The organism is Edaphobacter modestus, assembly GCF_004217555.1.
GTDB classification, from domain to species: Bacteria; Acidobacteriota; Terriglobia; order Terriglobales; family Acidobacteriaceae; genus Edaphobacter; species Edaphobacter modestus.
The window spans coordinates 5,989,383-6,015,585 of the sequence record NZ_SHKW01000001.1; the positions used below are offsets into that span (position 1 = coordinate 5,989,383).

Sequence of the window (26,203 nt, forward strand, 5' to 3'; positions counted from 1 at the left end):
GTGACTCTAGCCTAAACAACATGGCGCCGGCTGCATCATTCCAACTGCAAATGTGGCCCGCTAAGCGCGGGCCACATTTGTGTTTAGATCGCCGAACGGCTTGATTACTGTAAGGGACCGAAGGTGGCATTGACGAGTGTGCTTGTCGAATCATCATCCTCGAGGGAGTACAGAAACATTCCCGCAAGGCCTTTTTGCTGAGCGTAGAGCTTCTTCCATCCAATGGACCAGGGAGTTTCTGTGCCGTAGAAGTTCGTTCCATCATAGGCATAGGTGCTCTCGGTGACGGGGTCATAGTAGATATTATTCAGCTCGCCCGCCGCCTCAAGCTCTTTGTAGTCGGCTACACCAGCCTCCTGTGAGTACTGAAAAAAAGCAGTTGCGCCAGTAACGGACTGATAGAGACCGTTCGTGCTGCCGGTAGGCACGCCAGTCCATCCCCTTGCATATGTCGGGATGCCCATGACGAGTTGATTGGCGGGAAAGCCGCCGTTGAGCCAATTGGTGATCGCAGCGTCCGCCGTGAAACCGGTCCCGTAAGCCGTGCTCGCGGGCGTGTCGTAGAGCGGTGCCTGATAGTTCGTCGGCCCCGTTGTCTCAAACGCGCCATGGAAGTCATAGGCCATGACGTCGGCGAAGTCAAGATACTGTGCAATTTGCGATACCTGAATATTGGCAATGTCACTTGGACCAGCGGGAACGGCAGCCGTGAGCATGTAATGCTTGTTGCTACCGCCAAGTGCGTTAAGTTCGGACCGAAACTCTGCGAGCAGCGCGGTGTAGTTCGCAGTGTCTGCCGGTGAGTAGTGATTGCCTACATTCCCATTTGCACTTGCCGGGTATTCCCAGTCGATATCGAATCCGTCAAAGATGCCCGCCGCTGCGCCGTTTCCGCCTGCCGGACTGGTGGAAAGTACAGGAAGATTTCCGTTGAGGTAAAGGTTGATGCAAGAGCTGACAAATTTCTGCCGTGAGGCCTGGGTTGCTGCAACGTCAGAAAAGAACTTCGAATAGGTCCAGCCTCCAATCGAGAGCAAGACTTTCACATTTGGATATTTTGCTTTCAGCTCTCGAAGCTGATTGAAATTCCCCTCGAGTGCCTGTCCCCACTGATCGGTGCTTCCATCGACGCTGTTGGCCGATGTGAAGCCCATCTGATAATCCGCATAAGCATCCGAGGCTCCATCGTAGTTGGTTGGGCTATTAGGATCAGTGCCTGCTGCCTGGTTTGCTGCGAGGCAGGTTAGATTGACGGGGTCGATATTCTCAAAGGAATAGATGAGTGTTGTGAGCTTGCTCGCGACGCCTTGTGTATCCAGATTCTTGAGGTAAAAGGCGTTTTGGTAAACGGACCAGCTGTCGTAATATGCGGTTTGTTGCGTGAATGACTGTGCCGGCTGTAAGGCAATGAGCTCCTGGGCTGGAGATTGGGTTGGATTTGCGAGTAGCACGCCAGTACTGCCTGTCTCCAAGGGTTCGATTTCGCCCGGAAAACCAGGTCCCAGGTCGGTGACGGGGCCGATTCCACCTGAAGAGCAGTTTGGCAGTGGGGTGGGTTCCAGATAGCAGAGGTTCCGCTTGCCCTGCTGTTGCAGTAGATGGTGTGCGGTGGTTGGGTCGTCTGTAATGAGGTACTGGAAGCCTTGACTTGTGAGAAAGTTGAGATCGCGACGCTGATCACTCCGGTCCATGGGCTGGTTCGAGTCGAGGGGCCCTGTCCCGTTCGGATTGTTGTACAGGTACTGCTCGAGGTAATCGCAGCAGGAACCGTTTGAGGACCTAAAAAACTGTGGTTCCGCAGTGGGCCCATTGGGGTAATACTCGCCGACCGGGTTGAAGGTCCCGACAGTCATGGGAAGTTGTGTTTCCAGGTTCAGCTTGGCGGCTGGCAACACAGTTTGGGTTAGTATGCCTCCCGGTTCCTTAATGTTAACTTCTACCGCAGGTATGCTGATTAACCCGACGGTTCCGTTTGGAGCTTGGAGAGCGTCAGTCTCGAAATGTTGCAACGAATTTAGGATGCCTGATTCGCCGCCGAAACCGGTGTTCCCGACATCTGTTAAATCAAAGCCTCCATCCTCCGTGTCTGTAATTGTGGTAGTTGTCGGTGCAACATCCGCAGTGTTGATGACCGGTATAAAGTTTATGCTGGCGAAGCTATTTCCGAAGGTGTTCAAGAAATCCGATGTCCCATGGGGAAATACAGACATTGGCATCTTAAAGATCACTGAGTTGAGGAAAGGACGCCCGGCGTCGTCGCTTTTGCCTAGTACGACATTGAGTGCTGCCTGCGCGATGTCGAGACCCTGGATGTCGAGCATGACGACCATTCGGATCTTGTTTTTGGTGATGTAGTCAAGAGCATCCGCCAAGGTGGGCGGATATTCCCCGAAAGTATTGTTATAGCCATTGCAGCCGTGATTCGTGAACGGGTTCAGGAGACTGACGCTATCTCTTAGCACGGTGTTGCCCAGGAAAGATCTCGTATTCGACAGGGTCGTACCGTTCACTCCGGGATTTTTGCCATCGTTGATGGTGGAACCGGGAGGGGTAAACGGATCGTACGGAGATGCCGAACCAGGGAGAAAGACTGAGCCCAGCCCGCACCACTGTCTTCCCCACGTCTTATCGTGGCTGAGGATCGGCACACCATCGCTCGTCAGCTTGACGTCGAGTTCGATCATCTCCCAGCCCGCTTCCGCGGCATATCCAATCGACTGCAGCGAGTTCTCGGGGACGCCCGGCACCTGGCTAGAGCCCGCCAGCGCGTGGAAGCCACGGTGGGCGGAGAGCAAAACGAGATCTGAATGAGGGTGATAAAGAGCTTGCATGATTTGCGGGGTATCAAAAAGATTGAGATTCGAGCTGGTAAGAATTGACGTTGACCAGACTGTATCGCTTGGCGGTTCGACCGTATCCTGTGCGACAGCAGCGAGGGGCGCGGCTGCGGTTGCACAAATGACGCTGGCAAGTAGCAAGCAAAGGCTCATGAAATCGAAGTGGCGCTTCGGGGTAACATTGTGTGTCTCCTATCAGGCTAGGGACCGGGCGTTTTATCGCCAAGTCGATAGAGGTTGATCAGCGTTGTTGTCGAATCGTGTAGGGAGAAGTGTTGGTATGTCAGGCCGATCTAGGACCAAAGATTTCCAGCCGTCTGCGCGATAGCGAAAGACTGTCGCAGCCCTCCGATCGCGCAGTATTCTAAATTTCAGTTTTCAGTTCGCGTCCCCACGGTACGAGCTATATCCCGCTCGCCTGCTGAAGGCGAATGTCGTTTCTTGTCTAAGCAGAAGCGTATTGGCGACTCAGCGTGCGTTCTGGATTTCGCTATCGAGGCTTTCACTCAGAGCGGAATTTAGCAGCAGAGCAGGTATTGTTCACGTGATTTCGCGGCTACGACTCTGTTGCCTTGTGTAAGCCCATTGTTTGTGGCGTTGTATCAGGGATATGCGACGTGCTGATACATAAATCCAGCATGAAATGCGGTTGATCGGTCATTCATCTGGATGTAATCGCGTTGGAGTTGCAGTCGTTGAATCTGCCACGTCTGCAAAAACCGAAATGGATTCAGGATGGCCATAAGAGAGGCAAGTCCGGCAGGTGAGGGTACGCCTGGTTCGCGTAGACGCTTGGTGCGACGCGGATTAACTGGTTAATCCATCACCCGCCACGCGAGGATACTTCTCTTTACCGCCGAACCAGTCAGATTCTTACTCTCCAACACGAGCTGGAAGTATGGGATCGATCCGTCAGGCCGCCTTATATGATTGACGAACGGAAGGAATGACGAGTCGTCTGCGACGAAATCCCAAGCGCATTGGGTGCCTGCCATTGAGGTCCCTTCGAGTATCAGCACACTGCCAGTTCCACCCAGATTTGGCAGGAACCCCACCACCCCGTAGACGCGATGCTGTACGTCGTCGTAGTTCGCTGTCCATCTGACAGGCTCAGTTCCGGTAGGCGCGCGATTCACCACCGTATATTGACGGATGTGTGCGTCGGCGAACACGAAATTCATCTTCGGCTCGAACAATTCCACCCACGGATTTGCGACTGCCGCTCCAATCAGAACAACATTAGCTTCCTTGAGATCATCGACACGCACATCGCGAGCGTAGCTCAAAGCAAGCTTATTTTTTTGCGCATCAGCGATTTGGGTCAACTGTTTGACTATGCCAAGATCGACGATCGATGTGTATCGTCGGCTCGCGATGTCGGCAGGATCTAACTGTCCTGTGGGAATGTCACCGGTACTTTGCGCCCGATAACTTCCGCTGAGATAGCCCTCCAGATCGATACTTTGCCTGGTGGCACTCTGCCACATGACCAGCCCAGTGTCGCTGGGAACAACGATTGTTCTCTGGTTGGGGCGAAAGAGAACGCTCCACAGTGGATTTGGCGTCGAGGACGTTGACGTATTGGCGGCGAAGCGTTTCGCGCTCCTGACTCCGACCACAAGCAGCGCAGCGAGGAGGACCATGACCAGTATCCAGGGAAGTCGCGCACTTCGGAGACTCCAGGGGAGCGTTGCGCTGGTTTCGGAGGGAGACGATACGGAAGGGATGACTGCTGGGACAGAGGGAGGGTCGACAGCTGGGCTTTGCCCCGGATTGGGTTCAAACACGGGGACATAGCTTCCTCTGGGCAAGGTGATGCGAACTGGTTCGTTCACCCCCTCTCCGTTGAAATAAAGATCGAGGCGCTGCCGCAGGCGGCTGGCTTGGGGTCGCACGATTCCATCGATAGACGAGTCGTAGTCGGGGGCGCGTCCGAAGACCGTAGTTCCAATCTTCTGTTCGTTGATTTCACTGGCGCGTCCGCTCAGGGTGAGATCACAGATGCAAATCAGAAAACTCGATAAGCGTTCGCTTTTCGCGAACGTAGAGGATTCAACAACCCTACGTACTAGAGAACGTCTAGCCTCAATTTCGGCGTTTTTCGACGAGAGACCGCTGCTCGTTCTGGTAATCCCCATTTTTCCTTAACCGTGTGCTGCTGAGTAGATCACAGTCGCATCAATGGAAGATCAACGATCAATTCACGCGATGTTTATGTATCAGCTTCCATGCGGTTACCTGATACATCGCAGGAGACAAAAGACTTAGAAGATGTACCGGCGTCGTAGCCGCGAAATGGCTTGGATCATCCCCGCTCCGCTGCTAGGGTCGGCTGCGAGTGACGGCTTAGGTCCGTTCACCAATCATCTCATTGCCATTCTCCAGGAGTTGCCGCCGTGATTCGAAGGTTTTCTCTACGCCCAGCATCTGCAAGTCGTAACGATGCTAATGGGGGCGCAACTCGGGCCAGCAGTTGCGCGGCTCGATACGCGATTCTCGTCGTCTTGCTTTTTCTGTCAACCGCGTTCGCTCATGCTCAGTTCGATACTGCCGATGTCCTTGGGAACATTAAGGATCCGAGTGGAGCTTCGATCTCCGGAGCCACTGTTGTGCTGATGGACACGGCAAGGGGCATCAAGGTATCCCGTCAAACTGACTCGACCGGCAACTATCAATTTACGAATGTCCAGGCAGGCGGATACACCCTCAACGTGCAGGCTCCTGGCTTCGCGAGTTCCGTGACCGACCGGTTCACGGTGAATGTCGGCGCAAGGCAAAGAGTCGATGTGGGATTGAAGCTGGGGGGCGACACGGAAAGCGTAACCGTCTCGGGAGCTGCTAGTCAGTTGGAAACCGATACCAGCGACCGTGGTCAGACGATTCAGGCGGCCGAGGCTGTCACTCTTCCATTGAATGGCCGTGCGTATGCAGACCTTTCCAAGTTGGTTCCGGGCGTTCGTCAGTCCCTGAACGGAACCGTTGTGGCAAATCCTCCACGCGAAGGCTCCTACAACGTCAACGGCCTCACCTCGCAGTACAACAATTTCTTGCTCGATGGTATCGACAATAATGCCTATCAAGAGGCCAACCAGGGCTTCGCTAACGAAGCGGTCATACCCTCTCCGGATGCTGTCGCAGAGTTCAAGGTCCAAACCGACAACTACTCTGCCGAGTACGGTCGCGCGGGCGGCGCCATCATCAACGTAACCACGCACAGTGGAACCAACGCCTTTCATGGGGTCGCGTACGACTATCTTCGAAACACCGTTCTCAACGCGTTTGGTCCCTTCCGTGGCACAGGGGTAAAGCCTACTCTGGTCCAAAATCAATTCGGCGGCACATTCGGCGGTCCTGTTTTGAAGAACAGGCTCTTCTTTTTCGCGGACTATGAGGGCTTTCGTTCTGTCGCTCATATCCTGACGACCGCCAACCTTCCCACTCAAGCCGAACACGGAGGGCTCTTCACCTCGGACGGTACACCTTCAGGCACTCCTATCCCTATCAAGAATCCTTACACGGGTGTGGTCTATGCCAACGGGCAAGTGCCGCTTTCGGATCCAAATATCGATCCTCTGGCCTTGACCGCGATGAATCTTTTACCTCTGCCGAATATTCCGGGCGCAGCGCTCACCGCGAACAATTTCCAATACCTGCCGGCTACGACTGACTTTGAGAATAAGGGAGATGCGAGAGTTGATTTCGTCTTGACTCCAACTCAGAATGGTTTCTTTCGGTACAGTCAACGTGCAGCTGAGACATTCCAGCCCCCCAATTATCCTGGGTTAGCCGGCGGAAATAGCAGCGGAACGCTCTACGCGCGCACCCGTCAACTTGCGGCCGGCTACAACTGGATCGTCTCTCCGAACTCGATCTTAGAGCTTCGCTTTGGGCAGACCTGGACAGAAAGCGGCAAGAGCCCGGCGCTTCTTGGTCAGCCTAGCCTCATGGCGGGCATCCCTAACGTCCCGCAAGACCCAACTCTTGGAGGCGGACTCAATACGCAATCGGTCACCGGTTTCTCACAGTTCGGAACGCAATCTTCGGCTCTTCAGTTCACGAACCCAACGCAAGCCAATCCGAAGGTGAACTACACCTGGGCCAAGGGAAAGCATAGCCTCAAGGTTGGATATGAGTATGGCTGGCTGGCGCAAGCGATCTCGGATTTCCATCCGAAGTTCGGGTCTGACACCTATGCCGGTCAGTTTGGTTCGGCTGGCTCTGTCACCACCGTGCAGGCCGCGAACCTCACCGACTTCCTATTCGGGGCAAGAAGCAACTACGCGCTCAACGCTCCCAACGAAGTGAACTATAAGCGCTTCTGGCACTTCGGGTACATCCAGGATGACTGGAAGGCTCTTCCCAAGCTGACTATCAATGCCGGTTTGCGCTACGAGTTCATGTCTCCTTATTACGAGCAGAACAACAACATCCTCAACTTCGATCCGGTCAATCAGCAACTGCTTCATGCCGGTAGTGGCACCGATGTGAACAGCACAGCACCGGGTCACGTCTACAAGATGCACTACGTTGGCGGGTCTTCACTCGCTGACCGCGCCCTGATCGATCCCGACTATAAGGACTTCGGCCCTCGCTTCGGTTTCTCTTATCAGGCTCTGCCCGGAACGGTCATTCGCGGAGGTTATGGAATCAGCTACGCCTTCCTCTTCCGCTTTGGCGGAGAAGGCCTGCTGGCATATAACGGCCCGAACAACTACTCCGCGACGCTGCCCGTCAACCAGACGCCCTCTCAAGGCCTCTGCACCTCTCTGACGCAGGATCCCACAACTTGCTTCCGACGAACGCAAGATGGGTACCAGGACAACTTTGCCGGACCAAGCAACTTCTCGACTGTACGCGCCCAAACCCGCTACACACCGAAGGACTTCAAGAACGCCTATATACAAGCGTTCCATCTATCGGTCCAACAGCAACTGCCAAGAAGGACAACTCTCGAAATCGCGTATGTGGGTAGTCACGGCGTCCATATCGCGGCTCTTGCGGACACTAACCAGGCCAGGCGTTGTACCGCAGCCGAGATTTCCTCAGGAGCTTGCACGTCAAGCGGTAGCGCATCGTTGCTGAACCGCCGACCGATCGCAAACTTTACAGACATCCTCACCGAAACGAATTCGGACTTTCTTACCTACAACTCGCTGCAGACCAAGCTAGAGCATCGCTTCTCGGATGGGTTCTTTCTCATCAATTCGTTTACGTGGTCGCAGGCATATAACAACTCCTCTGCAGATCTCGAATCGAGCAACGGCGACAGCGCCGTTGTGAACATCGCGAATATACGTGGAGACCGTGGCCCATCGGGATATAACCAGCCGTTGAATGACACAACCTCGTTCATCGTCGACCTGCCTTTCGGGGCCGGACACAGATGGGGATCAGCAGCACCGAAGTGGGAACAGCAGATTCTCGGGGGATGGCAGTTGACGGGCATCAACAGCGTCACAAGCGGCGTACCCCTGAACCTGACCTATACAGCAAATTCAAATCAGGTGGTTTCGACAACCAGTTCTGTTTACTCGCTTCGTCCGAATATCGTCAGCACAACCCACGCAGTCTATGGTCAGACACTCACCAAAACTAATAGCGCTGTGAATGGTTACCTCAATATCGCTGCGGTCTCGGCACCCGCCGGATCACAGCTCTTCGGAAACGCAGGACGTAACATTCTTCGCGGGCCGGCGTTCGGTCAGCTCGATCTCTCGGCCCATAAGAAGTTCTCCCTCTTCACCGAGGCGCAGAGTCTAGAGTTCCGTATCGAAGCCTTCAATGTGCTCAACGCCACGAACTACATCAGTCCTAATACGAACATTGGGACGGTTGGAGCTACAGGTGTTCTGAGCCCGAACGGAAGCTTTGGAACGTTTAGCGGTAGTACCAGCGTGTTTCCTTCGCGCCAGGTGCAGCTAGCGCTGCGACTGGCGTTCTAAACCCACAGAACAATTCGCCTGCGAGTGGTGGCGGCATGCTGTAGACCGCTACCACTTGGAAGGCGCATTTCGTAATCCGTTCCAAATCTCAGTTCATCAAGACCGAACTTTGTCTATCTCAAATAAAATCCCGGAGTAAACAAAACCAGCATGTTGCATTCTCCTGAATCGACCCACAGCCGGCGTCAGTTTCTGTTGTGCTCGTCAGCCTTTTCCCTGGCCGGACTCTTTCCACTGAGGCTGAGCGCCCAACGTGCCGGATCCGAGGAACCACAAAAAGACGATCCTCAGCTCGAGATCATACCCAAAGATACCCTGCTGAAATTTAACCCGGACGGCAGTCCGCGCCCGTTCGCGGGAAACACTGTAATCTGTCACCTTCCGCAACAAAGCCGATTCCACGACGCGGTCGCAGCGCTGGGCGATGCGCTGCGTTCAAGCTCCTTTGGCACCAAACTCGCGGTACTGCCGAGCGATAGCTACCACGCCACCATACTTGGCGGACCGAATGACCAGGATCGCCGAAGATATGGCTGGCCTTCAGACATCCCAATCAATACACCGATCGCCGAGTGCAACCGCATCATCGGCGAAAGGATCGCGCGATTCAGGATGCACACTGAGTTGCCGCTACGTTTCCGCTTAGACAAAGAAAAGACATTGGCTCCGCAGCGGCCGTGCGGGTTGCAACTTGTGCCCGCGGACGCGAATGAGAAACTGAAGCTTCGTACGCTGCGCGATCGGATGGCGACTGAAGTCTTTCGGTATCGCGCACCAGGCCACGATACCTTTGGATTCCATATCAGCCTGGCGTACCAAATGCGCGGCTTCACTGCTGGAGAGAGACAGCACTATCAAGATCTGTTGGCGCAGAACCTTACGATGATCGACGCCGCGACATCGATCATCGAACTCGGCGTTCCCGAGTTTTCTACCTTCGTAGACATGTACAGGTTTGAGGTGCAAACACTCCTTTGTACGTGAGAGAACGTCCGCACTCTAGCAACCTCTGGTCCGACAGAAGTCCTCCTGCTTGTGCGAACGCTGCAACTGTGTTGTAGAGGACTGTCAGCGAGAAACTGACCATCACTCGTGTCAAAGTCGGGCCTCTGGCAGAGGGCACCGAACCGATCGAAATGCTCCTGAAACAGTACGGCTACGACGTAGTTGTCACGAAGCCGAACGTTCCCGTTCGCCCCGCGGGCTTCAATCAAGTAGAGTTGCGCTGCTTGTCGGATTTTCGACGATATCGGCCACACGTGCTCCTAGTGTATGCCGAACGAAACAGAAAGTTTAGTTCCGATAAACCACTTAGTTACATTAACTTATCTCCACAATGCTCAAGTCGCGAGGCAACGGTGATTTGCAGGAGTAGCCACGGATAGGCGAACATAAGGCGAATACGTCATTTATGCCTTCGACAGCCGCAATCCGTCTCCAGATCGAAACCACACTCGCAAACCGGGTGCCCGCCGCCCTCACGCTCAAGATCAAGCAGGCCCCGGAACTCTTCCCAACCGGAATCAGCGAAGTGGATGCAGTTCTGGGCGGCGGCGTTCCGCGCGGGAGCATCACTGAAGTTGCGGGCGCAGCATCGACGGGCAAGACATCCTTCGGACTCTCTGCTATCGCGGCCATCACGCAGTCCGGCGCGGCTTGTGCGTGGGTCGATGTGAGCGACGCGCTTTCGCCTGAATCCGCAGCCGCGGCGAACATCGTTTTGAAACGGTTGCTATGGCTCCGTATGTCGGCAGAACGCAAGCAGCGCGTCACAGACAAACCTTGGTCACGGCTGGAGCAGGCACTGAAGGCGACGGATTTATTACTTCAGGCCGGAGGCTTTGCCGCCATTGTGCTCGATATGAGCGATGTGCTTCCGCAGCACACGATCCGTATTCCACTGGCGACGTGGTATCGGTTTCGTCTTGCGGCAGAGCAGGCCCGCACTGCTCTCATCTTTCTCAGCCAATCGCTGTGCGCCAGCAGTTGTGCGGCCCTCGCCCTACGCTGCGAACCGGCGAGCATTCAACCGTTCAGCGGCAACGGCGAAACGGACCTCTTCGAGAGTCAGCAATACACCTTGGTGCGGGAGCGCAATCGCAATGAAATCTCTCCATTCCTCCATAAGAAACCATCGACGCGGGTTGAATGGCGTGCTGAAACTCTCTGGTCTCGGGTGCGGTGATGTATGCCGTTCTGCATCCCCCGAACTTCGCCGCGCAAGTGGCTGCGCAGCAGAGACCGGAACTGCGGAAGTGCCCCTTTGTGTTAATCGACGGTGAGCCGCCGACCAAGAGTGTTTTTGCGGCCAACAAAGCAGCGCGTTCGCTAGGCGTTGAGGTCGGCATGACGCGTCTGCAGGCGGAATCTATCCCGGACATATTGCCGTTCCTCGTGTGCGAGAGGACGAAGGTTCCGCGCATGCGATTCTTCACACCATTGCGTGCATGTTCTCGCCGCGAATTGAGTACGTCGAAACGCATCCTGGCACCTATGCTCTCGACATACAGGGCATGAATGGCCGCCGATCCGCGGCCTTGCACGAGAATGCCATTGTCTTTACAGAACTCTACAACGTCCCAGACAATTAGAAAGTAGCCGGCGAGACCAAGCTTCTCAATGAGCTTGAGTTCGCGATCTGCCTGTTGCTGGGCTCGGGGCCAACAAATCGGCATGCCTCTTCGGCAGGTAGCGTGACCCCACGCCATCTTCTGTGCGCTTGCGCAGGAACGAGTCCATCGATTCGCCGTCGGGCACCGGATAACGGGGAAACTCGTAGTCGAGATCATCCATCGCGAAGGACAGGCGCGAAGCCGAAGCCATCGTGTTCCCTATGGCTTCGGGATAGTCATAGAAGAGTTCTGCCATCTCTCTCGCGGAACGGAGGTGGCGCTCTGAGTTGATGGCGAGGAGCCGACCGGCCTGATCGAAGGTGGTCTTGTGCCGGATAGCCGTGAAGAGATCGAGTACTTCGCGTTCATAGGAGGTCGCATACCCTACACCGTTGGTCGCAAGAAGCGGAAAATTCAGGGAACGAGCAATGTCGATTGCCGCGCGGTTCCGCCACTCCTCATCACGATCAAAGTGCCTTTGCATTCGACATAGACGTTCTCAGGGCCAAAGATCGAGACCGGCCGCTCCACTTCTTTGCAGCCTGCGTCATAGCCGCCGCGCGCCAAAGCCGTGGCCAGCAGACCTTTGTCTCCTCCTATAAGGCAGACCAGATCGTCGTGAAGCTCTTCGACGTCAGCGAATCGGGCCGCTCCTTTGGCCTTCTTGCCTGACCGCAGTTTGTATCGGGTGACGAGACGACAGAGATTTTGGTACCCAGTGCGTGAGGTTGGTAGTACAGGAATGCGTGCAGGCGCCGCGGGAACCTGGTGTGGCAAATAGTTAGGTGGGCGGAGGCGTTGACAAGCATATGCAACCGCGAACTCCGCTCCGATGTGAGCGCGGATGCCAAGTTTTCTGGCGGTTGTGTGAAATCGCGGCGCTCCACAGAGACCATTGCGGTCGAGCAAGGCCATTGTGGGCATCTGCAGATCTGCGACCGCGCCGCTAGTGATTCGGGCAGGGAAGCGCTTTCCAGAAACGAAAATGCAGACCGGGCATGGAGTTCGACGTATTCCATCAGTCATAGGTACCCATGAGATACCAGCAAGGTGAGCTGGGATCGTGCGCGATACGGCAGACCTTCTCCGAAGTCCTTCCGGCGAGCAGGACATCCCACTCTTCCCGGCACCAGTTCGTCTGCGACCACCATTCCCCGCTCTTGCGCCAGGGACCTGCCTGCTGGACGACGGCATAAGACTCACCATCGACAGCTATCGCTGTGAGCTGATTGCCTCGCAGGGTGACACCGATTGCCATAGGAGGACGGCAAACCCGGAAGGCCACCGGTAGGTTTCCTCTGTGAAGAGGCACAATGTAGTCTCGCGGCGCGGGCGGTGCAAAATTCTCTCATGCGAAAGGGATCCGTTTGTTGTGTGTCCAGCAGTCGGGGAGCACCGACCCTGTCCTCTCCGAGCAGCTTCTTGAGGCGTGCGAGTAGCACCTCAAGACGGTCCGGCTCCGGAACTTGCGGAAGGAACAATCCATGCTGAGCGATGTGAGGCCGTGCCGGGATGACACGCATTTCAAGCGCAATGACTGCGGCCTCGGGCGGATGCGCCTCAAAATCGAGTTTGCACCAGTTCTAGCAGGCGGTGGGCATCCTGACTCGGAAGCGCTGGCCGGATAGTTCGGCCATGCCAGCGATCCTGCCCTTGTGTATCGGCTTCGAGCCTGAGACGAACTTCAATCGAGGCGATAGCCAGAGAGCGGGTCTGCACGCGCAGCAGAAAGTTGATCGAGAAGCCGTGAAAATAGGAAGAGAAGCGGCTCCAACAACTCGACCGGATGTTCCAGCTCCATCGATTCGACGAGCTGCGAGGCGAAGCTCGGCTCGATCGGTACGAAGAAATGAGAGTGCTCGCCTCGCGCGAGTGCACGCAGGCGTTGTCCTTTGAATCCAACCCGTGCGACCAGATCGCGTTCGGGCAGGACAGCCAACATGCGGCAATTGCGGATACCCCAAAGATGATACGTCTCAGCCATGTCGGACAAGAGATCGAGAACATGGAGCGGCAATGGCGCCAACATCTCCAATTCCTTACCCGCGCGACGATCCGCACCCCGTGAGACCTCGTGCCGCACAGACAGCGACATCGAAGTTCGTCGACGCGGCGATATGGGTGAGAAACCATGTGCGCTGGCACGCTGTCGAAGCTTGTTGATTAGTACCTCCGGAGGGCCAACCAGCGCCTCTGTGCCATGAATGTCGAGCATCATTAGTCCACTGGGTTCAGGAACGTGTTGCATCTGGATTAACTCAATACGTGGAGAGAAGCTCGACGCACATTCCAGCAACGCTGTCCTCGATGCGCGTCCCTGCTCCGGCGAGCGGCGCAGCAACTGGATATGCGAAAACGACTCTGCCTGTAACCGGCTCGTCCCGACTGCGACTCCTGCCCGCCGTGCCATAGTGTTTACGGCCAGAACCTGCTCGCATGGCGATCGCCATCGAGGATTGCCACTGGCTGCCGCCGGAGTTCAGGCTGCAGCCGCAAAACGGCCTGGGCTGGCCAACTCGGAGCGTGAAGACAGGCGTACATGACATTCACCCGGCCCACGGCGCATGTGTTCGCCATGCGGCAGCGGTGTCTCTTTCAGCCGCTTTCTTATGCGCCGGATTGATGTTCTCCGTGCGTTTTCTCTCGAGCACTGCCCGGTACCGCATGTTCGTAAAGAGGGCTGTTTCCGATCCGTTTCGCCACTGTCCAGTTCGTTCGGTAAGATCACACCGCAGCATCACCGATGCACAACTCTTCGCGCATGGAGTCTGTGTGAGAACAACGAGCGCAGCTTGAGATTGCTCTGCAGTCAGGCGAAAGCGATATGGCAATCACACAGAGCGTCAGGGCTGCCGCAGGATAGAACTCGCCTCCGAGGTATGGAGGAAGGATGCAGACAACCGCGGCTCCGATCCATTGCAGGGCCATCACATAAAGGGGGGGGACAGCTCTCGTCCCGGGTTGCGCGGCTCGTACTTGCACTTGAATTCTCGCATGGGCGTTGAGGCGGTTTCATAGTGAGGACAGCCTATCAATCGTTACAACAAGTATGGGAATGAAACAGCAATTGGCCCTTGTGTCCGCAAGGCCGATTCCTCTGTTGGATTCGCCCACCCCAGATGGAAACACGATTTCCGCGAAAACCCCGATAACGAGTTAGTTTGCTTCGACGTATTTTCAATCGTTTACGAATGGCGTTCGACTTGCATTGCTAGATCGCAGAAATAGAGGAGTAGATGACAGTGGGAAATTTTCAATTGGCGTCCATGAACGGATGGACCGCTAGAGCGCGAACCGGTTCCGATGCGAACGGGATCGAATAACTCTCAATCAAGAAACAGCAGGAAGGAACAGTAGAGATGACGACTATATGGCTCGAAACCGCACCTAATGAATTCATCGAAGCATCTGGTATCAAATTCGCCTATCGACGATTAGGGCCGCGCGAAGGTATGCCGCTGATCCTTTTACAACACTTCACAGGGACGATGGACTCTTGGGATCCCGCGGTCGTGAACGGTCTAGCAGCATCCCGCCCGGTGATCGTCTTTGACAACAGTGGCGTTGGGCAATCGAGCGGTAAGACCCCCGACAATGTGGCGCAAATGGTGACGGATGCCGAACAATTCATCGCTGCCCTTGGATTCGCCAAAGTTGATCTGCTCGGATATTCACTGGGAGGATTCATTGCACAGAGCGTGGCCGCCAAGAAATCCGGCCTTGTGCGAAAACTCATCCTGGTTGGCACCGCTCCCCAGGGAGGGGAGGAGCATCTGCTCAAGGTGCTGAAGGAGGCATTTTCGCATAAGGAGGCGCCCGATACGCGCTTGCCCCTCTTCTTTACTTCCTCCGCGGCCAGCCAGGCTGCGGGCCGTGCGTTCCTGGAGCGCGCGAGCATGCGAACCGTGGATCGAGATCCGGAGAGCAACAAGGCCGTCAGCGACCCGCAGGCCAAAGCACTGATTGATTGGTGCGCATCCAAAGATCCTGAAAACGCCATTCTTAATGCCATCGACCAACCTGTGCTGGTGGTGAGCGGGAGCGACGATACCATGCTTCCCGACGGGAATGCCTACTTCATGTTCAAGCATCTGAAGAAAGCACAGTTGATCTTATATCCCGACTCCGGGCATGGTGCGTTGTTCCAGTATTCGACGCTGTTTGTCGATCACGTTCTGCTTTTTCTGAACGACTAGAGCGCAGATGAACCGCAAAACAACGCGCTTGAACTGATGAAGTTCTCTGGCATCACCCAAAGGAGACCGAAAACATGAATTCACTTGCCGAACTTGCGATCGACGCCCATGGAGGCCTGGATCGCTGGAAACAATTCGAAACGGTGTCGGCACATCTTGTGCAAGGTGGCGGACTGTGGCAGGTCAAGGGCCAAGTAGGTATGCTGGACGAAACCAACATCACGGTAGGCCTCCGCAGCGAATGGGCCTCGCATTCGCCCTTCGGAGTACCTGGTCGCAGATCCAGATTTGCACCCGGCAGGGTTGCTATTGAGACAGTCGATGGAACAGTTCTGGAGAACTGCGGGAGCCTCGCAAATCCTTTGCAGGGCACACGCTTGAGACGCCGTGGACCGACCTGCACTTGGCCTACTTTGCCGGCTACGCGATGTGGACGTACCTAAACATGCCTTTTGGGTTGGCTTGGCCGGGTGTGGTGTTTGAAGAACTGTCGCTGGAAAGAGAATGGCGAAAGCTGGCGGCGCCGGGAGGTCCACTTTCCCGATAGTATCGCCACCTACAGCTCCAAGCAGACTTTTTATATGGACAAACTTCGACTTTTGAAGCGACATGAGTACGATGTCGAGAGCTCTGGCGGCATACCGAGAGCGCATTATATCGACGCCTACGTAGAAGTGTCCGGGATCAAGTTTTCCGACTGTGCATCGCATCTTCGCCAACAAGACGCCAGCGTCAATCGAGAACCGCTTGTTGTGTCGATCGAGATTTCGAACATCCAGTTGAGCTAAGGGTGCGGAAAAGAACAAGAAGAGGCCTGACCATCAGCAGATCATCTCTTCTGATGTATGGGTCGAATCCTTCGGAAGGTTTAGACGCTCTTAATTTGACGATAAACCGAGTTTTTAGTTGAGGAATCCGAAAACTAGACACTTCGAATTACCCCTGAGGTTTTGCTAAAGAGTTTGAGCTTTTGAGAAAAGGGGATAGTGATGGCGGAAGTGGATTCACAAAGGCAACAGGATGAGCTTCTCGCGAATGTTAAATTCGCTGCTCGTGCTCCAACTGATGACGTCCTCGTTGCCGCCGCCAAGTTAGGGGATCACCACGCCTTCGCGGAGCTATGGACGCGGCACTCGAAGATAGCATTCAACATGGCCTATCGGATCACGGGAAACCGAGACGATGCGGAAGACACGATCCAGGATGCGTGGATGAAAGCCTATACGCATTTGAACACTTTCGATGGCAGGGCAAAATTCTCGACCTGGCTCACGCGAATCGCGATCAATTCGTCGCTTATGATACTTCGAAGGAAACGCTCTCACCCGGAGAGTTCCATGGAGATCACGGATGGTGATACCTGGCAGCCTTGGGAGATTGCAGATCAGACGAAGAACGTTGAAGAGCTTTATGCAAGGCACGAAAGAGTAGAGCGCTTAAGGCGAGCAATATGCTGTCTACAGCCCACTCTGCGAAATGTGGTTGAGATTCAACAATCCAATGATAGTTCGGTAAAGGAAGTTGCCGAGCTCGCCGGCATTTCTGTTGCTGCAACTAAGTCTCGTTTGTTACGCGCCAGAAAGATTCTGCGTGAAGCTTTGAAGTGAAAGAATCTATCGCGTCGTAGGCGATGCTGCAGCAGGGTGACCTGCGGAGAAGGATACCAGCCTTTTATGAGTCCGCACACGCCAGACCCGCGAGAGAGAAGACATTGGGAGAGCGTACATATTTGCCCCAAATGCGATCATGTCCTGAATCTGGCGGAGATCGACCTCAAGACAATCACGACCGGAATCGTTTCATGTCTGAATTGTGATTGGTCGGGGCCAATTGAAATTCAGATGATCGATGGGACGGCGCCACAAGCTTGACACAAGCGGAAATCGCTGCACCAGCTATGCCGAAATGCGGAGCAACAACTGCTTGTACTTGTTCACGTCCGATATCTTCCTCATGAAAGCTTTTACCAACTCGCTCGCAAGCTTCGATTCGTTGTCTGCCCGAGACACTAAATACGTCTTGAGACGCAGGTCTGGTTGCGCGAGCGGCCGGACCGTGACGCCGTTACGGGCCATGAGCAAAGCGCCCGCTTTGACAAGGAACGCAACCGCTGATCCATCGGCGACAAATGGAAATGCTTCTTCGGGAGCCGTGATGTGCTGGATTTTCGACGGACTAATGTTCTGCTGTTCCGCGGCGTGCAATACGGAGTCGTACAGCGGCGGTGCGGTCGGCGCTCAAACAGAATCCACCGCTGTCCGGCCATCATTTCCAAAGTGACGGAAGGATAACCCGCCAGTTCACGCCTCGCTTTCGGGTTTCGGAACTTCGTGCCGCCAGATTCTGCACTGCTATACGGACTGGCTGGCGTGATTTCCGTCATCGCTCTTGCCGGTCTACTCCGTCGGGTAGAGGCAGACACGAGCAAGCTCGGAATTGCAATCACAGGAGGGGCTTTGCTGCTCATGCCGCTTCTCGCCCGAAAGAAGCGCGCGGTTGCAGAGCAGACTGGCAACAAGGCATTGCGCGCCGACGCGGTGCAATCCGCCACCTGCGCCTATCTGGCTGCGCTCACGCTTGCCGGTCTTCTTCTGCGGTCTACCTTCGGCCTTCGCTGGCTCGACCAGGTAGCGGCTCTTCTGGCTGTGCCCATATTGATCGTGGAAGGCAGACGTGCCCGAAAGGGCCAGACCTGTTCTTGCTGAGTTGTAATTCGTCTGCCTCCTGAAAAGGCATCATTCGTTCTCAAAACGGCACGATTCAGACCGTGCGGCAAATCCCCGTCAGATATCCGTCGCGGAGGACTAGCGCCCGATGGTCCCGTCGAGTTCGTAACGGTCTCGGAACGTCTCCTGCCGCCTTCGCGGGAGGGGTTCAGGGGAAGGAACGAGACTAGAAAGAAACAGAATCTCGATCGCTGGCACTAGTTCCGAGTAGCCGATCGGTCGGACGAAACCGCGATCTGACCTTCAGCCGTCTGGATGAGTGTCTCGGGCTGTTCCGTCATTCGAGACTAGAATCGAATGCGAGTTCCAACTATGAACGTGCTGATTGGGCTGTAGTCTTTACATATCTTTGATGGATTGTTCAGAAGAAGCATAACGACATACGCACCATGTGCAAATCGCTCGGAGTCGTTCCGCAATCTCATGAGTGAAACCCTTTGGGCGGAATCATCGACTCTAACAACCCTGTCGTCCATAACTCTGACACGTTCCTTGCCGCTTTATGCTGTTCGATGGTTCAATACACTTATTGCGTAGACTCCTTTCCATTCTATTGTTGGCCGTCTTCGGCCTCCCGCTTGTCTCTCCGCTGTTCGCGTTGAGCACGAGCGACGTGACGCGCCTGCCCGCGTGTTGCCGTCGCGATGGGAAGCATCACTGCATGGGATGGCTGATCGAAGCAATCTGACGCAGCAGGTAACGCAGTTCAACGCACCGGCTGAAAAGTGCCCCACTGCCCGTCCGCTCTTGTCGCCACGCACTCCGAACTCCTGGCTCTCCCAATAACAGACGCTGTTTTCGCTTCGCTCGTCAGCCACCCTACGGGCGTGGCACAGACAGAGTCAATGCGGCGCATTTCGCGTGATCGTTCTCGTCAGAAGCGTGGACCGCCCTCCCTCCTCGGCTAATCCCTGTCCTTTGGTACTGTCTTTTCCGGTCTCTTTCGAGCCGTTAAGCGTGCACCGCCAGTGTCTGGATTCCGACAAGTCACATTCCTGTGACGAGGAGGTCGCTTCATGCGCCGTATTATTGCCTGCCTCATTTTCCTTGGATTGCTTTGCAGTCCAATCGCCCACGCTGCGATCTCGGCCAGGTTCACGGTGTTGTCCACGATCCACAGCACCGCCCCATCGCGGGAGTTCACATCGAACTGCACGCGGCCACCTCTGCATTCACCAAGACCGCGGTCACTGGCCAGGATGGCTCCTTTCCATTCCGGCGGTTCCGCTCGGCGACTATGTCGTTACGGTGCCTCAAGCCGGCTTCGTCAGTGTCCGCCAAACTCTCGCGCTCGCCTCGGATACCTCACCCATCCTGCACTTCGAACTACAACTCGGAGCTGTGCAGCAAACCGTAACTGTCACGACCGAAACCAACGCCGCCAATGTCAACACCGTCACCCCAACCACCCTCATCAGTCGCGAAGACATCGCCCAAAACCCCCGGTGCCGACCGCACCAACTCCCTTGCCATGATTACTGACTTCACGCCTGGCGCCTACATCACCCACGACATGCTCCACATGCGTGGAGGCCACCAGGTCAGTTGGCTCTTCGAAATCTGACGCATCACGGTATCGCATAGGCCTAGGAAGTCTCTATCCGCTCTTGCATAGCTTAGAGCGCGGCGGTCTGCTGAAGTCTGCCCTCAAGAATGTTGGAGGTCGCAAGCGACGGGTTTACAAGATCACTCCTGTTGGCAAGAAGGTTTTAGATAAGGCCAAAGCCAAAGTCGACGAACTGCACCACGAACTTCATGAAGAACATCCACGGAAGATATCGCCCTTTGGCGACGGCTCCGCGTCAATCTAAATTCCAAACCGAATCGGCTCAGCCAAAACCGGGCTGTTCAGCTTTAGTGGCCTCCTCCAATTTTGCCTATGCCGATTCCAATTACGTAAGTTACGATCCCTTCAACTGCCCCAACAATCGTCATTTCAAGACCACTACTCCACCAGGAGCGAATAGTAATCAGAGACTTCGCGGCACCTACGGCGAAATGTGCGACCAGTGAGACGATCGCGGCAACAATCACTGCCGGAATCCCCGCCATAAAGAAGAATGGAATAATCGGGATCAACGCTCCTACCGCAGTGGAGAGCGCTCCTGAGACAGCGGAGACCAGCGGTTTGCTGAGTCCTTCTTCGGTTGTATTCAGACGCTCACGCGCAAGCGCCTTGATTAGTTGCTCCTTATTCTTCGCTAAATGCTCGACATAGCGTTCTGCATCTTCTTCCGGGAGTCCCCGAATTTGATAGCTGAGAGAAAGCACCTCGCGGGCCTCAGCTTCGTTATCCTCAACGGCCTCCCGCTCCCTTGCAAACTCGGCCTCGAAGATCTCCCGCTCGCTCTTCGCGGCAAGATACGCGCCAGATCCCATGGAGAGCGCGCTAGCCACCATACCAGCCAAACCGGCAATGAGAACAAAATGGCTGTTGCCCAGTGTCGCCCCCGAGACGCCGGAGACGATACCGAAGATAGAGCCAAGCCCATCGTTGATGCCGTAGATGGTATCGCCCACCCAGCCTGCCGCTTGCGGATGGCCTTCCTTGCGGTCGTTCAGCAGACTATCGAGCGCTTCCTGCGACTGCTCAGGAGTCATTGCAGGCAGCGGACGTCGCGAGCGGATGAGATTTCCCAGAGTCTGATAATGCTCTCGTTCGTCGGCGATCACTTCCTTGAGAATCGCAATGCTTGGTTCGTCGCCGAGCGCCTTCAACTGCTTGCCGTATCTGGCAATGTCGCGCCCCTCGTCGATCTCCAGGCGGCGCAGGGCAAGGTCCGCTCCGCCTATCCGCGTTGCCAGAGATTCGGCCTGTCCGGATTCACCACCCGTGTACTGGGGCGTCTGTCCACCGAGTTCCAGAATGCGTCCAGCCCAAAGGCCGGCATGATGCTTTTCTGCAGCGGCCAGACCTCGTAAAGCGTTCCGCCGCTGTGGATCAGTCTCTCCTTTGGCCAGCGCCGAATAGGTGTGATGACCTTCCATCTCCGCTTGCCAGTTGGCCTCCAGCGCTGCGAGTAGTCTCTTATTGTCCGAATCGGTCATCGTCTCTCCCTCGGGTCTGAGCAAATATCAATATTTGACTGCCTATTCGACCTCCGATTTTCTTCCCCAATCGAAGCGTCTGCCGAGAATTCCCTTGACGATCAGGTGATCGGTCGCTGCTGTGGGCCCCACGCCGACACCAATATTTATCTCCCACTTGGGAGAGACATTCAGGTCTGTTACCGCAAAGATCTGCTGCTGTTGGGCATGTAGTGGATCGAAGGCTCCAATGCGCCCATAGTCCGCGTAGTATTCGAGGCCACCGCTGATCTGACGAGTGAAGTCGTAGCTGACCTTGAATCCGGGTGAGAAGCCGAGTCCTTGTATTACATCCGGACCGTGCCAGGTACGTTCAAGCGCCGGATTGAAGGCGAGGTACCAGCGCCCGAGGGTCTTATCGATGATGGGACGGATTTCCCATGTCCAGGTGTCCGGAGAATAGACGGCTCTTTGATAACCGACCTCGGTCGAAAGACTGAGCCCCACCGGGAGATGCCAACTATCCGGCGCCCTTACCCGCGGCCGGATATGGTCTCCGACCCACTGGACTCCTTGTCCGTCCTGCTCACTGGTGAAGACGTAGAAACCAATCTCTGCCCAGTTGTTGATCCCTTGCGTGAGTTCGAGGGTCTCGTGCTCCTGGTGGTTGGTTGGATACACACCGTCGATCGTCTTAGTCTGGCCGGACACTGTGTAGTTCGAGTGCAATTCGACCATTAGATTCTTGGGCGCGACCGTGTCTGCGCCATAGACCTGAATTTCGTAGTTTCCCTGAGCGTGTGCAACTCTTGAGCACAAGAGCAAACAGGCAACCATAATAAGCAGCAGGCTGAAAGAGCGGAACAATTGTTGGGCCTTCCAAAAATAACTACGCATAGCGAAATACCATCATGAAACCTCTGTCCATATGATCCTGTTGGTGACAATGGAAGAGCGTCCTACCTGGATTGTCTGCGACAAACTCAACCTCAGCCGTGCTCTTTGCGGGAACGAGTACGACATCTTTCCTCAAACCGCGCATCTCTGGGGTTCCGCCCAACTTGCGCACTTCGAACGTGTGGCGGTGCAGATGCATCGGGTGATCGTCTGCACTCAGATTCTTCAACACAAGCCGATAGCGTTGTCCTGTTTTGAGGATCGGCTCGTCGGTCTGAGGATAGGATTTTCCGTTAATCCTCCAGAGTTCCTCGTTGCCATGCCCCTGAAATTTTGAGTCGAAGACAAGATCGATACTAACGATCTCGTTTCCGCGCGGGTTTGGCCCGCCCGAGGTTGCGAACTGACGATAGTCCCAGACGAGATCGTTCGGCTGTTTCCAGACTGGCTCGCCAGTCGCACCTGCGTACTCGATCACAATTCCCATGCCAGCTGCCTGAACGTGCTTCCGCACCTCTCCAAGCACCCAAACTCCCGGAGCATTCATCTCAACCAACGCAGTCACTCTTTCGGCGGGCGCGAGGCGAAGCATTGGAACGGTCCGAGGTTGCGGTACGGGATTGCCGTCCAGAGCGACGACGTGGAAGCTGTGGCCCGCGAGTGCAACCCAATGAACCTCAGTGGGGCTTGAGTTGAGAACGTGCATCAGGACGCGCTCCCCCTGCTTGACACGCACCGGATCGCCGGCCCCCAGCATTTTCCCATTGATGGTCGAGACGTCGTACACCGGATTCATGGAGCCATCATCCCCGCCGAACATATGACCGCCCCAATCATGGAGTCCGAGAAACACCTCCCGGTCGTAGTGTCCCGCGTTCTCGCGTGGCTCGATCATGAGAAAACCATGCTGGCCGCCGTACTGCGCTTTGCCTAGGTCCTTGCCCGCAAAGGTGTGGGTGTGGAACCAACGAAATCCGGGCGGATAGGGCTTCAAGGTATATCGGGCCGTCGCCCCTGGAGCGATCATCGGTGTGCCCTCTTCCATTGCCCCATCGATCTGCGACGGAAGAAACAGACCGTGCCAGTGGACCACTTCTGGGTCGGCGGTAAGGTTGCGGACCTCGACTGTTTGTTCCTGCCCCTGGCGCATACGGAGAAGAGGGCCGGGAACCTGGCCGTTGTATGCAACTGTGCGGAAGTGGTGTTTAGGAGAGGCCTCGAGCGTGTATGGAGCGATCTCAAGTGTGACATCCGGAGTAAGACTCGCTCCGGATGCTGCTCTCAGAAGGACGGACCCCGCGGCCATGCCTGAAAGCTGTGTGAAGCGTCTTCGAGTCAGCATCATTGACTATCCTTGCTTGTCTATAACATCAGAAGTCTGGAAACGGGTGGGTTGGAGCAGACACAGTTCCCAACACCGAGGAATAGCTGTTCATCCGCGTCGGATATCGGTTGGATGTGCTATCGCAGGAGTTTGGCTCATAGGAATAGCTTGCTAGTTTGAAAGGTGGCCAACGAGGGTCAGATTGACATCGACCTCTTTGGCAACTTTGAGGATGAAGACGCTCGGGTCTTTCAATCCCCACTTGACGTAAGGCACGATGAAGTGAGTTTTGGCGGTGCAGTTTGCTCCGTCGATGTGGATCTGCATTGGAACCGTTAGATTATGGGATGTGCCGTGGAGCGTGAAGGTTCCGGTAACCTGTATCGTCGAGTCGCCAGTAGGAGTGATCATGCCCTGGTAGCTTTGCGGAACAAAAGACACGTCTGCAAAGTGAGGTGCGTCCAGCACGGTGTCCGTCATCTTTTTGTCCCGAGAGTCATTTCCAGTTTTTCCACTGCCAGCCGCCACAACCACAGAGCCTGACATCTGCGGGGCCGAGCGATCAAAGTCGATCGATCCATTTTTCACATGGAATGTCCCGTGTGTCCCGTGGTCAGAGCCGCCAAGCGTAAAGCTTACGTCGCTCGATTCGGGACTAACGGTAAAGGTCTGGTGCTGGGCGAGCAGGGAAGATGCGAAGAGCAGCGGAAGCGCAACAACGAACGAGCGGACAAAGGTCTTCATTAATTTTCTCCGGAGATGGTGTGAGTGCTTGCAAGGTGGTCTGGATTCACAATGATTTGTGTTAGCCACAATGCGAGTGAGGATACGTCCTGATCCGAAAGGTACTCGTGGCCCGGCATGTCGGATCCGGGTATGCCAAACTTCACGATCCGTGCAAGGTGAATTTCTCGCTCCTCGGCGGTATCCGATGCCGGGAGATGTAACCACGGCCCAGTTGCTAGATTCGGGGGAAGCCGCTTGAAGCTCGTCCGCCAACTCTGTCTGGTGTGTCCATCGGAGTTATGGCAGGTTGCACAGTACGAGGTGAAGAGATGCGCCCCGTCACTTGCGTTTGCTTTTGCAACAGCTGCGGCTGGGGGTGTCCATGCTTGCTCGGCTACAAGATGCTGTTCGGCTCCGGAGTTCCTGAGGCTGGCCATGTAAGCGATAAGATCGTCACCGAGGCTTCCTGGGGCTCCGAAAAGACACGCGTAAGAGGGCATGAACGAAGCGTGGCTCACCTCCAGTGGGCTGTAGAAGTGGGCTCTCAGCCAAAGCGGGGAACGGCGACCTCCAACTTCTGACAAGTCTGGCCCCTGACGCCGGTTCCCGATCAATGGGGGAAGCTCCAACCGCAACTCATCGATCGTCTGGACCGGACCCCATATCAGGACATCCTGAGTATGCGGGCGCACGTACTGAGAGTGGCAGTTGATGCATCCCTCAGAGATGTAGACCTGGCGTCCCCGTTCGACCTGCGTGAGAGCATGCTGTTCGGGACGAGAAGCGAGGATTGCTCGATGGACGCAGAAGGCCGCGAGCAGAACCGCGGCCGTTGTCGCTACCTCTCGCCCGCGACGGCAAAGCAACTCGATGAGTTGCGGACCGAGAACCAATGCGCACGCAAGCAAAATGAATGCCACAGGAACCTGTCGGAGGTTTTGACCCATGCCGATGCCCATCGCCGATCCGAACCAACCCGCGACCGCGTAGATCAGACCGGCTTTGCGGGCTCGCTCTGCGGGCGACGGGGCTGGTGCCAGTAACGATGGGTAGGCGACCAACGCAACGGAGTAAAGAGAAACACCGAGGGGATAGAAGAAGGATGCCAGAAACGCCTGGTTGGGATCGAGTAGGAGCAGACAAGCGAAGGCCAGCGCAAGAACGGAAAGGCCTAGCACAAACCCCAAGCCCCGACGTCGAAGCAACCATGCACTCGCGATTGCCGCACTCAGGTGCAGCAAGCCATTGATCCAGAGATGGACTGTCCCCTCCCAGGTGCCACCCTTCAGAGCGGGAGTGTTCTGAATGATAAAAAAAGCTGCCGAATCGAGCCAGACCAAAGCAGTGAAGCAGAGCAGAATGAGACCGAAGGAGATTTGGTGGAGTGGTATTGGAAGCGTTTCGGTGGAGGCTTCAATCGTCACTTTTGCAGCGGCGAGGACGCCGACGAGACAAAGAGCAGCGGCTGTGACTGCTTGCACATTTGGCGAGCCCGTGAAGAGAGGTGGAAAGTTACAGATGAGATAGCCGAAGCCGGTACCCAGACCAACCTTCAGCAGGAGATGACCTTCTCCGAGCCAGAGGTGCAGATGGGTAACGAGCGTGACTGTCAGAAGACCAAGCCCAGCTCCGATCAGAAATGAGACGATGATGCTCGCGCCGGTTGCGAGCGGGAGCAGAGTGAGCAAGGCCGCCGCTCCGCAGGTGCAGAGTGCCATCTGCAATCGGCGACGGGGTGAAGAGCCGAAGATCGACCGGACAGCCAGCAAACTAAGGAGAATCCCTCCGGCTGCCATCGCTGCCATGACGATCTTGAGGTGCGCATTAGTGATGCCGAGCTCAGCAAGTCGCTTGAGGAACGAAAACTGGGCAAAGATCAGAAAATAGACATAGGTGATGGCAACGAGGCTCACGCC

23 protein-coding genes are annotated in these 26,203 nt (G+C 55.6%); 11 read left to right on the forward strand and 12 right to left on the reverse strand.

Going from position 1 to position 26,203, the window contains the following annotated elements; genetic code table 11:
* Positions 1–104 precede the first annotated feature (104 nt).
* Both BDD14_RS25395 and BDD14_RS25400 read right to left on the reverse strand, forming a co-directional pair.
* Positions 105–2,978: a glycoside hydrolase family 18 protein gene (locus BDD14_RS25395; protein WP_165420243.1), complete on the reverse strand. Its 2,874-nt coding sequence runs from the start codon at positions 2,976–2,978 to the stop codon at positions 105–107.
* 674 nt (positions 2,979–3,652) lie between these two features.
* The gene (locus tag BDD14_RS25400) at positions 3,653–4,975 is read right to left on the reverse strand and encodes a hypothetical protein (RefSeq protein ID WP_130422370.1); all 1,323 of its coding nucleotides are present in this window, start codon (positions 4,973–4,975) and stop codon (positions 3,653–3,655) included.
* Between the two features lie 258 nt (positions 4,976–5,233).
* On the opposite strand from BDD14_RS25400, the gene BDD14_RS25405 reads away from it, so the two are divergent.
* The 4 genes from BDD14_RS25405 (at position 5,234) to BDD14_RS34685 (ending at position 11,296) form a co-directional block, all read left to right on the forward strand.
* Complete coding sequence (locus BDD14_RS25405; protein WP_130422372.1) at positions 5,234–8,779, forward strand: carboxypeptidase-like regulatory domain-containing protein; 3,546 nt, start codon at positions 5,234–5,236, stop codon at positions 8,777–8,779.
* A gap of 150 nt (positions 8,780–8,929) precedes the next feature.
* Positions 8,930–9,763, forward strand: coding sequence for a DUF1868 domain-containing protein (locus BDD14_RS25410; protein ID WP_130422374.1), 834 nt, complete (start codon positions 8,930–8,932; stop codon positions 9,761–9,763).
* 427 nt (positions 9,764–10,190) lie between these two features.
* A complete protein-coding gene (locus BDD14_RS25415) occupies positions 10,191–10,964 on the forward strand; it encodes an ATPase domain-containing protein (RefSeq protein WP_130422376.1) in 774 nt (257 codons plus the stop codon).
* Positions 10,964–11,296 (forward strand): Y-family DNA polymerase, encoded by a 333-nt coding sequence (locus BDD14_RS34685; RefSeq protein WP_130423617.1) that lies wholly within the window; start codon positions 10,964–10,966, stop codon positions 11,294–11,296. Before BDD14_RS25415 ends, BDD14_RS34685 begins: the two co-directional genes overlap by 1 nt.
* Before the next feature lie 99 nt (positions 11,297–11,395).
* On the opposite strand, the gene BDD14_RS33285 is transcribed toward BDD14_RS34685, so the two are convergent.
* From BDD14_RS33285 to BDD14_RS25435, 4 genes are all read right to left on the reverse strand, one after another.
* Positions 11,396–11,875, reverse strand: coding sequence for a hypothetical protein (locus BDD14_RS33285; RefSeq protein WP_242618195.1), 480 nt, complete (start codon positions 11,873–11,875; stop codon positions 11,396–11,398).
* Positions 11,806–12,504 carry a PHP domain-containing protein gene (locus BDD14_RS33290; RefSeq protein WP_341273321.1) on the reverse strand — a complete coding sequence of 233 codons (699 nt, stop codon included), beginning with the start codon at positions 12,502–12,504 and terminating at the stop codon, positions 11,806–11,808. The genes BDD14_RS33285 and BDD14_RS33290 overlap by 70 nt, the downstream gene beginning before the upstream one ends.
* Positions 12,410–12,676 (reverse strand): hypothetical protein, encoded by a 267-nt coding sequence (locus BDD14_RS25430; RefSeq protein ID WP_130422378.1) that lies wholly within the window; start codon positions 12,674–12,676, stop codon positions 12,410–12,412. Before BDD14_RS25430 ends, BDD14_RS33290 begins: the two co-directional genes overlap by 95 nt.
* Positions 12,677–13,075: 399 nt before the next feature.
* Positions 13,076–13,801, reverse strand: a complete 726-nt coding sequence (locus BDD14_RS25435; protein WP_130422380.1) for a DNA polymerase Y subunit UmuC family protein — start codon at positions 13,799–13,801, stop codon at positions 13,076–13,078.
* Positions 13,802–14,750: 949 nt separating this feature from the next.
* On the opposite strand from BDD14_RS25435, the gene BDD14_RS25440 reads away from it, so the two are divergent.
* From BDD14_RS25440 to BDD14_RS25450, 3 genes are all read left to right on the forward strand, one after another.
* Positions 14,751–15,587: an alpha/beta fold hydrolase gene (locus BDD14_RS25440; protein ID WP_130422382.1), complete on the forward strand. Its 837-nt coding sequence runs from the start codon at positions 14,751–14,753 to the stop codon at positions 15,585–15,587.
* A gap of 74 nt (positions 15,588–15,661) precedes the next feature.
* Entirely contained in the window at positions 15,662–16,030 is a 369-nt protein-coding gene (locus BDD14_RS32605; protein WP_207231829.1) for a hypothetical protein, read from the forward strand.
* A gap of 546 nt (positions 16,031–16,576) precedes the next feature.
* Positions 16,577–17,194, forward strand: a complete 618-nt coding sequence (locus tag BDD14_RS25450; protein WP_130422384.1) for an RNA polymerase sigma factor — start codon at positions 16,577–16,579, stop codon at positions 17,192–17,194.
* Between the two features lie 288 nt (positions 17,195–17,482).
* Here the strand turns inward: BDD14_RS25450 and BDD14_RS34690 are convergent, their stop codons facing one another.
* Positions 17,483–17,806, reverse strand: coding sequence for a type 2 periplasmic-binding domain-containing protein (locus tag BDD14_RS34690; protein WP_130423619.1), 324 nt, complete (start codon positions 17,804–17,806; stop codon positions 17,483–17,485).
* A 111-nt stretch (positions 17,807–17,917) separates the two neighbouring features.
* On the opposite strand from BDD14_RS34690, the gene BDD14_RS25460 reads away from it, so the two are divergent.
* From BDD14_RS25460 to BDD14_RS34700, 4 genes are all read left to right on the forward strand, one after another.
* Positions 17,918–18,292, forward strand: a complete 375-nt coding sequence (locus BDD14_RS25460; RefSeq protein ID WP_130422386.1) for a cation diffusion facilitator family transporter — start codon at positions 17,918–17,920, stop codon at positions 18,290–18,292.
* Positions 18,293–19,310: 1,018 nt separating this feature from the next.
* Positions 19,311–19,670 carry a carboxypeptidase-like regulatory domain-containing protein gene (locus BDD14_RS34695; RefSeq protein ID WP_423201769.1) on the forward strand — a complete coding sequence of 120 codons (360 nt, stop codon included), beginning with the start codon at positions 19,311–19,313 and terminating at the stop codon, positions 19,668–19,670.
* A gap of 27 nt (positions 19,671–19,697) precedes the next feature.
* The gene (locus tag BDD14_RS25470; protein ID WP_130422388.1) at positions 19,698–19,877 is read left to right on the forward strand and encodes a hypothetical protein; all 180 of its coding nucleotides are present in this window, start codon (positions 19,698–19,700) and stop codon (positions 19,875–19,877) included.
* Complete coding sequence (locus BDD14_RS34700; RefSeq protein WP_423201770.1) at positions 19,840–20,124, forward strand: PadR family transcriptional regulator; 285 nt, start codon at positions 19,840–19,842, stop codon at positions 20,122–20,124. Before BDD14_RS25470 ends, BDD14_RS34700 begins: the two co-directional genes overlap by 38 nt.
* A gap of 43 nt (positions 20,125–20,167) precedes the next feature.
* Here BDD14_RS34700 and BDD14_RS25480 read toward each other — a convergent pair whose 3' ends face one another.
* The 5 genes from BDD14_RS25480 to BDD14_RS25500 form a co-directional block, all read right to left on the reverse strand.
* Complete coding sequence (locus BDD14_RS25480) at positions 20,168–21,361, reverse strand: VIT1/CCC1 transporter family protein (RefSeq protein WP_130422390.1); 1,194 nt, start codon at positions 21,359–21,361, stop codon at positions 20,168–20,170.
* Between the two features lie 42 nt (positions 21,362–21,403).
* On the reverse strand, positions 21,404–22,078 hold the full coding sequence (locus BDD14_RS25485; RefSeq protein WP_242618196.1) for a hypothetical protein: 675 nt from the start codon (positions 22,076–22,078) through the stop codon (positions 21,404–21,406).
* 151 nt (positions 22,079–22,229) lie between these two features.
* A complete protein-coding gene (locus BDD14_RS25490; RefSeq protein ID WP_130422392.1) occupies positions 22,230–23,582 on the reverse strand; it encodes a multicopper oxidase family protein in 1,353 nt (450 codons plus the stop codon).
* Positions 23,583–23,732: 150 nt separating this feature from the next.
* Positions 23,733–24,305, reverse strand: coding sequence for a YceI family protein (locus tag BDD14_RS25495; RefSeq protein WP_130422394.1), 573 nt, complete (start codon positions 24,303–24,305; stop codon positions 23,733–23,735).
* Positions 24,305–26,200 carry a cbb3-type cytochrome c oxidase subunit II gene (locus tag BDD14_RS25500; protein WP_165420246.1) on the reverse strand — a complete coding sequence of 632 codons (1,896 nt, stop codon included), beginning with the start codon at positions 26,198–26,200 and terminating at the stop codon, positions 24,305–24,307. The genes BDD14_RS25495 and BDD14_RS25500 overlap by 1 nt, the downstream gene beginning before the upstream one ends.
* Positions 26,201–26,203 lie beyond the last annotated feature (3 nt).

Excerpts from the sequence above, each read along its gene's own strand:
- BDD14_RS25400 (WP_130422370.1), bottom strand. The coding sequence starts at position 4,975 with ATGGGGATTACCAGAACGAGCAGCGGTCTCTCGTCGAAAAACGCCGAA.
- BDD14_RS25410 (WP_130422374.1), top strand. The coding sequence starts at position 8,930 with ATGTTGCATTCTCCTGAATCGACCCACAGCCGGCGTCAGTTTCTGTTG.
- BDD14_RS25415 (WP_130422376.1), top strand. The coding sequence starts at position 10,191 with ATGCCTTCGACAGCCGCAATCCGTCTCCAGATCGAAACCACACTCGCA.
- BDD14_RS34685 (WP_130423617.1), top strand. The coding sequence starts at position 10,964 with ATGTATGCCGTTCTGCATCCCCCGAACTTCGCCGCGCAAGTGGCTGCG.
- BDD14_RS33285 (WP_242618195.1), bottom strand. The coding sequence starts at position 11,875 with ATGCAAAGGCACTTTGATCGTGATGAGGAGTGGCGGAACCGCGCGGCA.
- BDD14_RS33290 (WP_341273321.1), bottom strand. The coding sequence starts at position 12,504 with ATGTCCTGCTCGCCGGAAGGACTTCGGAGAAGGTCTGCCGTATCGCGC.
- BDD14_RS25435 (WP_130422380.1), bottom strand. The coding sequence starts at position 13,801 with ATGGCACGGCGGGCAGGAGTCGCAGTCGGGACGAGCCGGTTACAGGCA.
- BDD14_RS25440 (WP_130422382.1), top strand. The coding sequence starts at position 14,751 with ATGACGACTATATGGCTCGAAACCGCACCTAATGAATTCATCGAAGCA.
- BDD14_RS32605 (WP_207231829.1), top strand. The coding sequence starts at position 15,662 with ATGAATTCACTTGCCGAACTTGCGATCGACGCCCATGGAGGCCTGGAT.
- BDD14_RS25450 (WP_130422384.1), top strand. The coding sequence starts at position 16,577 with ATGGCGGAAGTGGATTCACAAAGGCAACAGGATGAGCTTCTCGCGAAT.
- BDD14_RS25470 (WP_130422388.1), top strand. The coding sequence starts at position 19,698 with ATGTCAACACCGTCACCCCAACCACCCTCATCAGTCGCGAAGACATCG.
- BDD14_RS25480 (WP_130422390.1), bottom strand. The coding sequence starts at position 21,361 with ATGACCGATTCGGACAATAAGAGACTACTCGCAGCGCTGGAGGCCAAC.
- BDD14_RS25485 (WP_242618196.1), bottom strand. The coding sequence starts at position 22,078 with ATGGTCGAATTGCACTCGAACTACACAGTGTCCGGCCAGACTAAGACG.
- BDD14_RS25490 (WP_130422392.1), bottom strand. The coding sequence starts at position 23,582 with ATGATGCTGACTCGAAGACGCTTCACACAGCTTTCAGGCATGGCCGCG.
- BDD14_RS25495 (WP_130422394.1), bottom strand. The coding sequence starts at position 24,305 with ATGAAGACCTTTGTCCGCTCGTTCGTTGTTGCGCTTCCGCTGCTCTTC.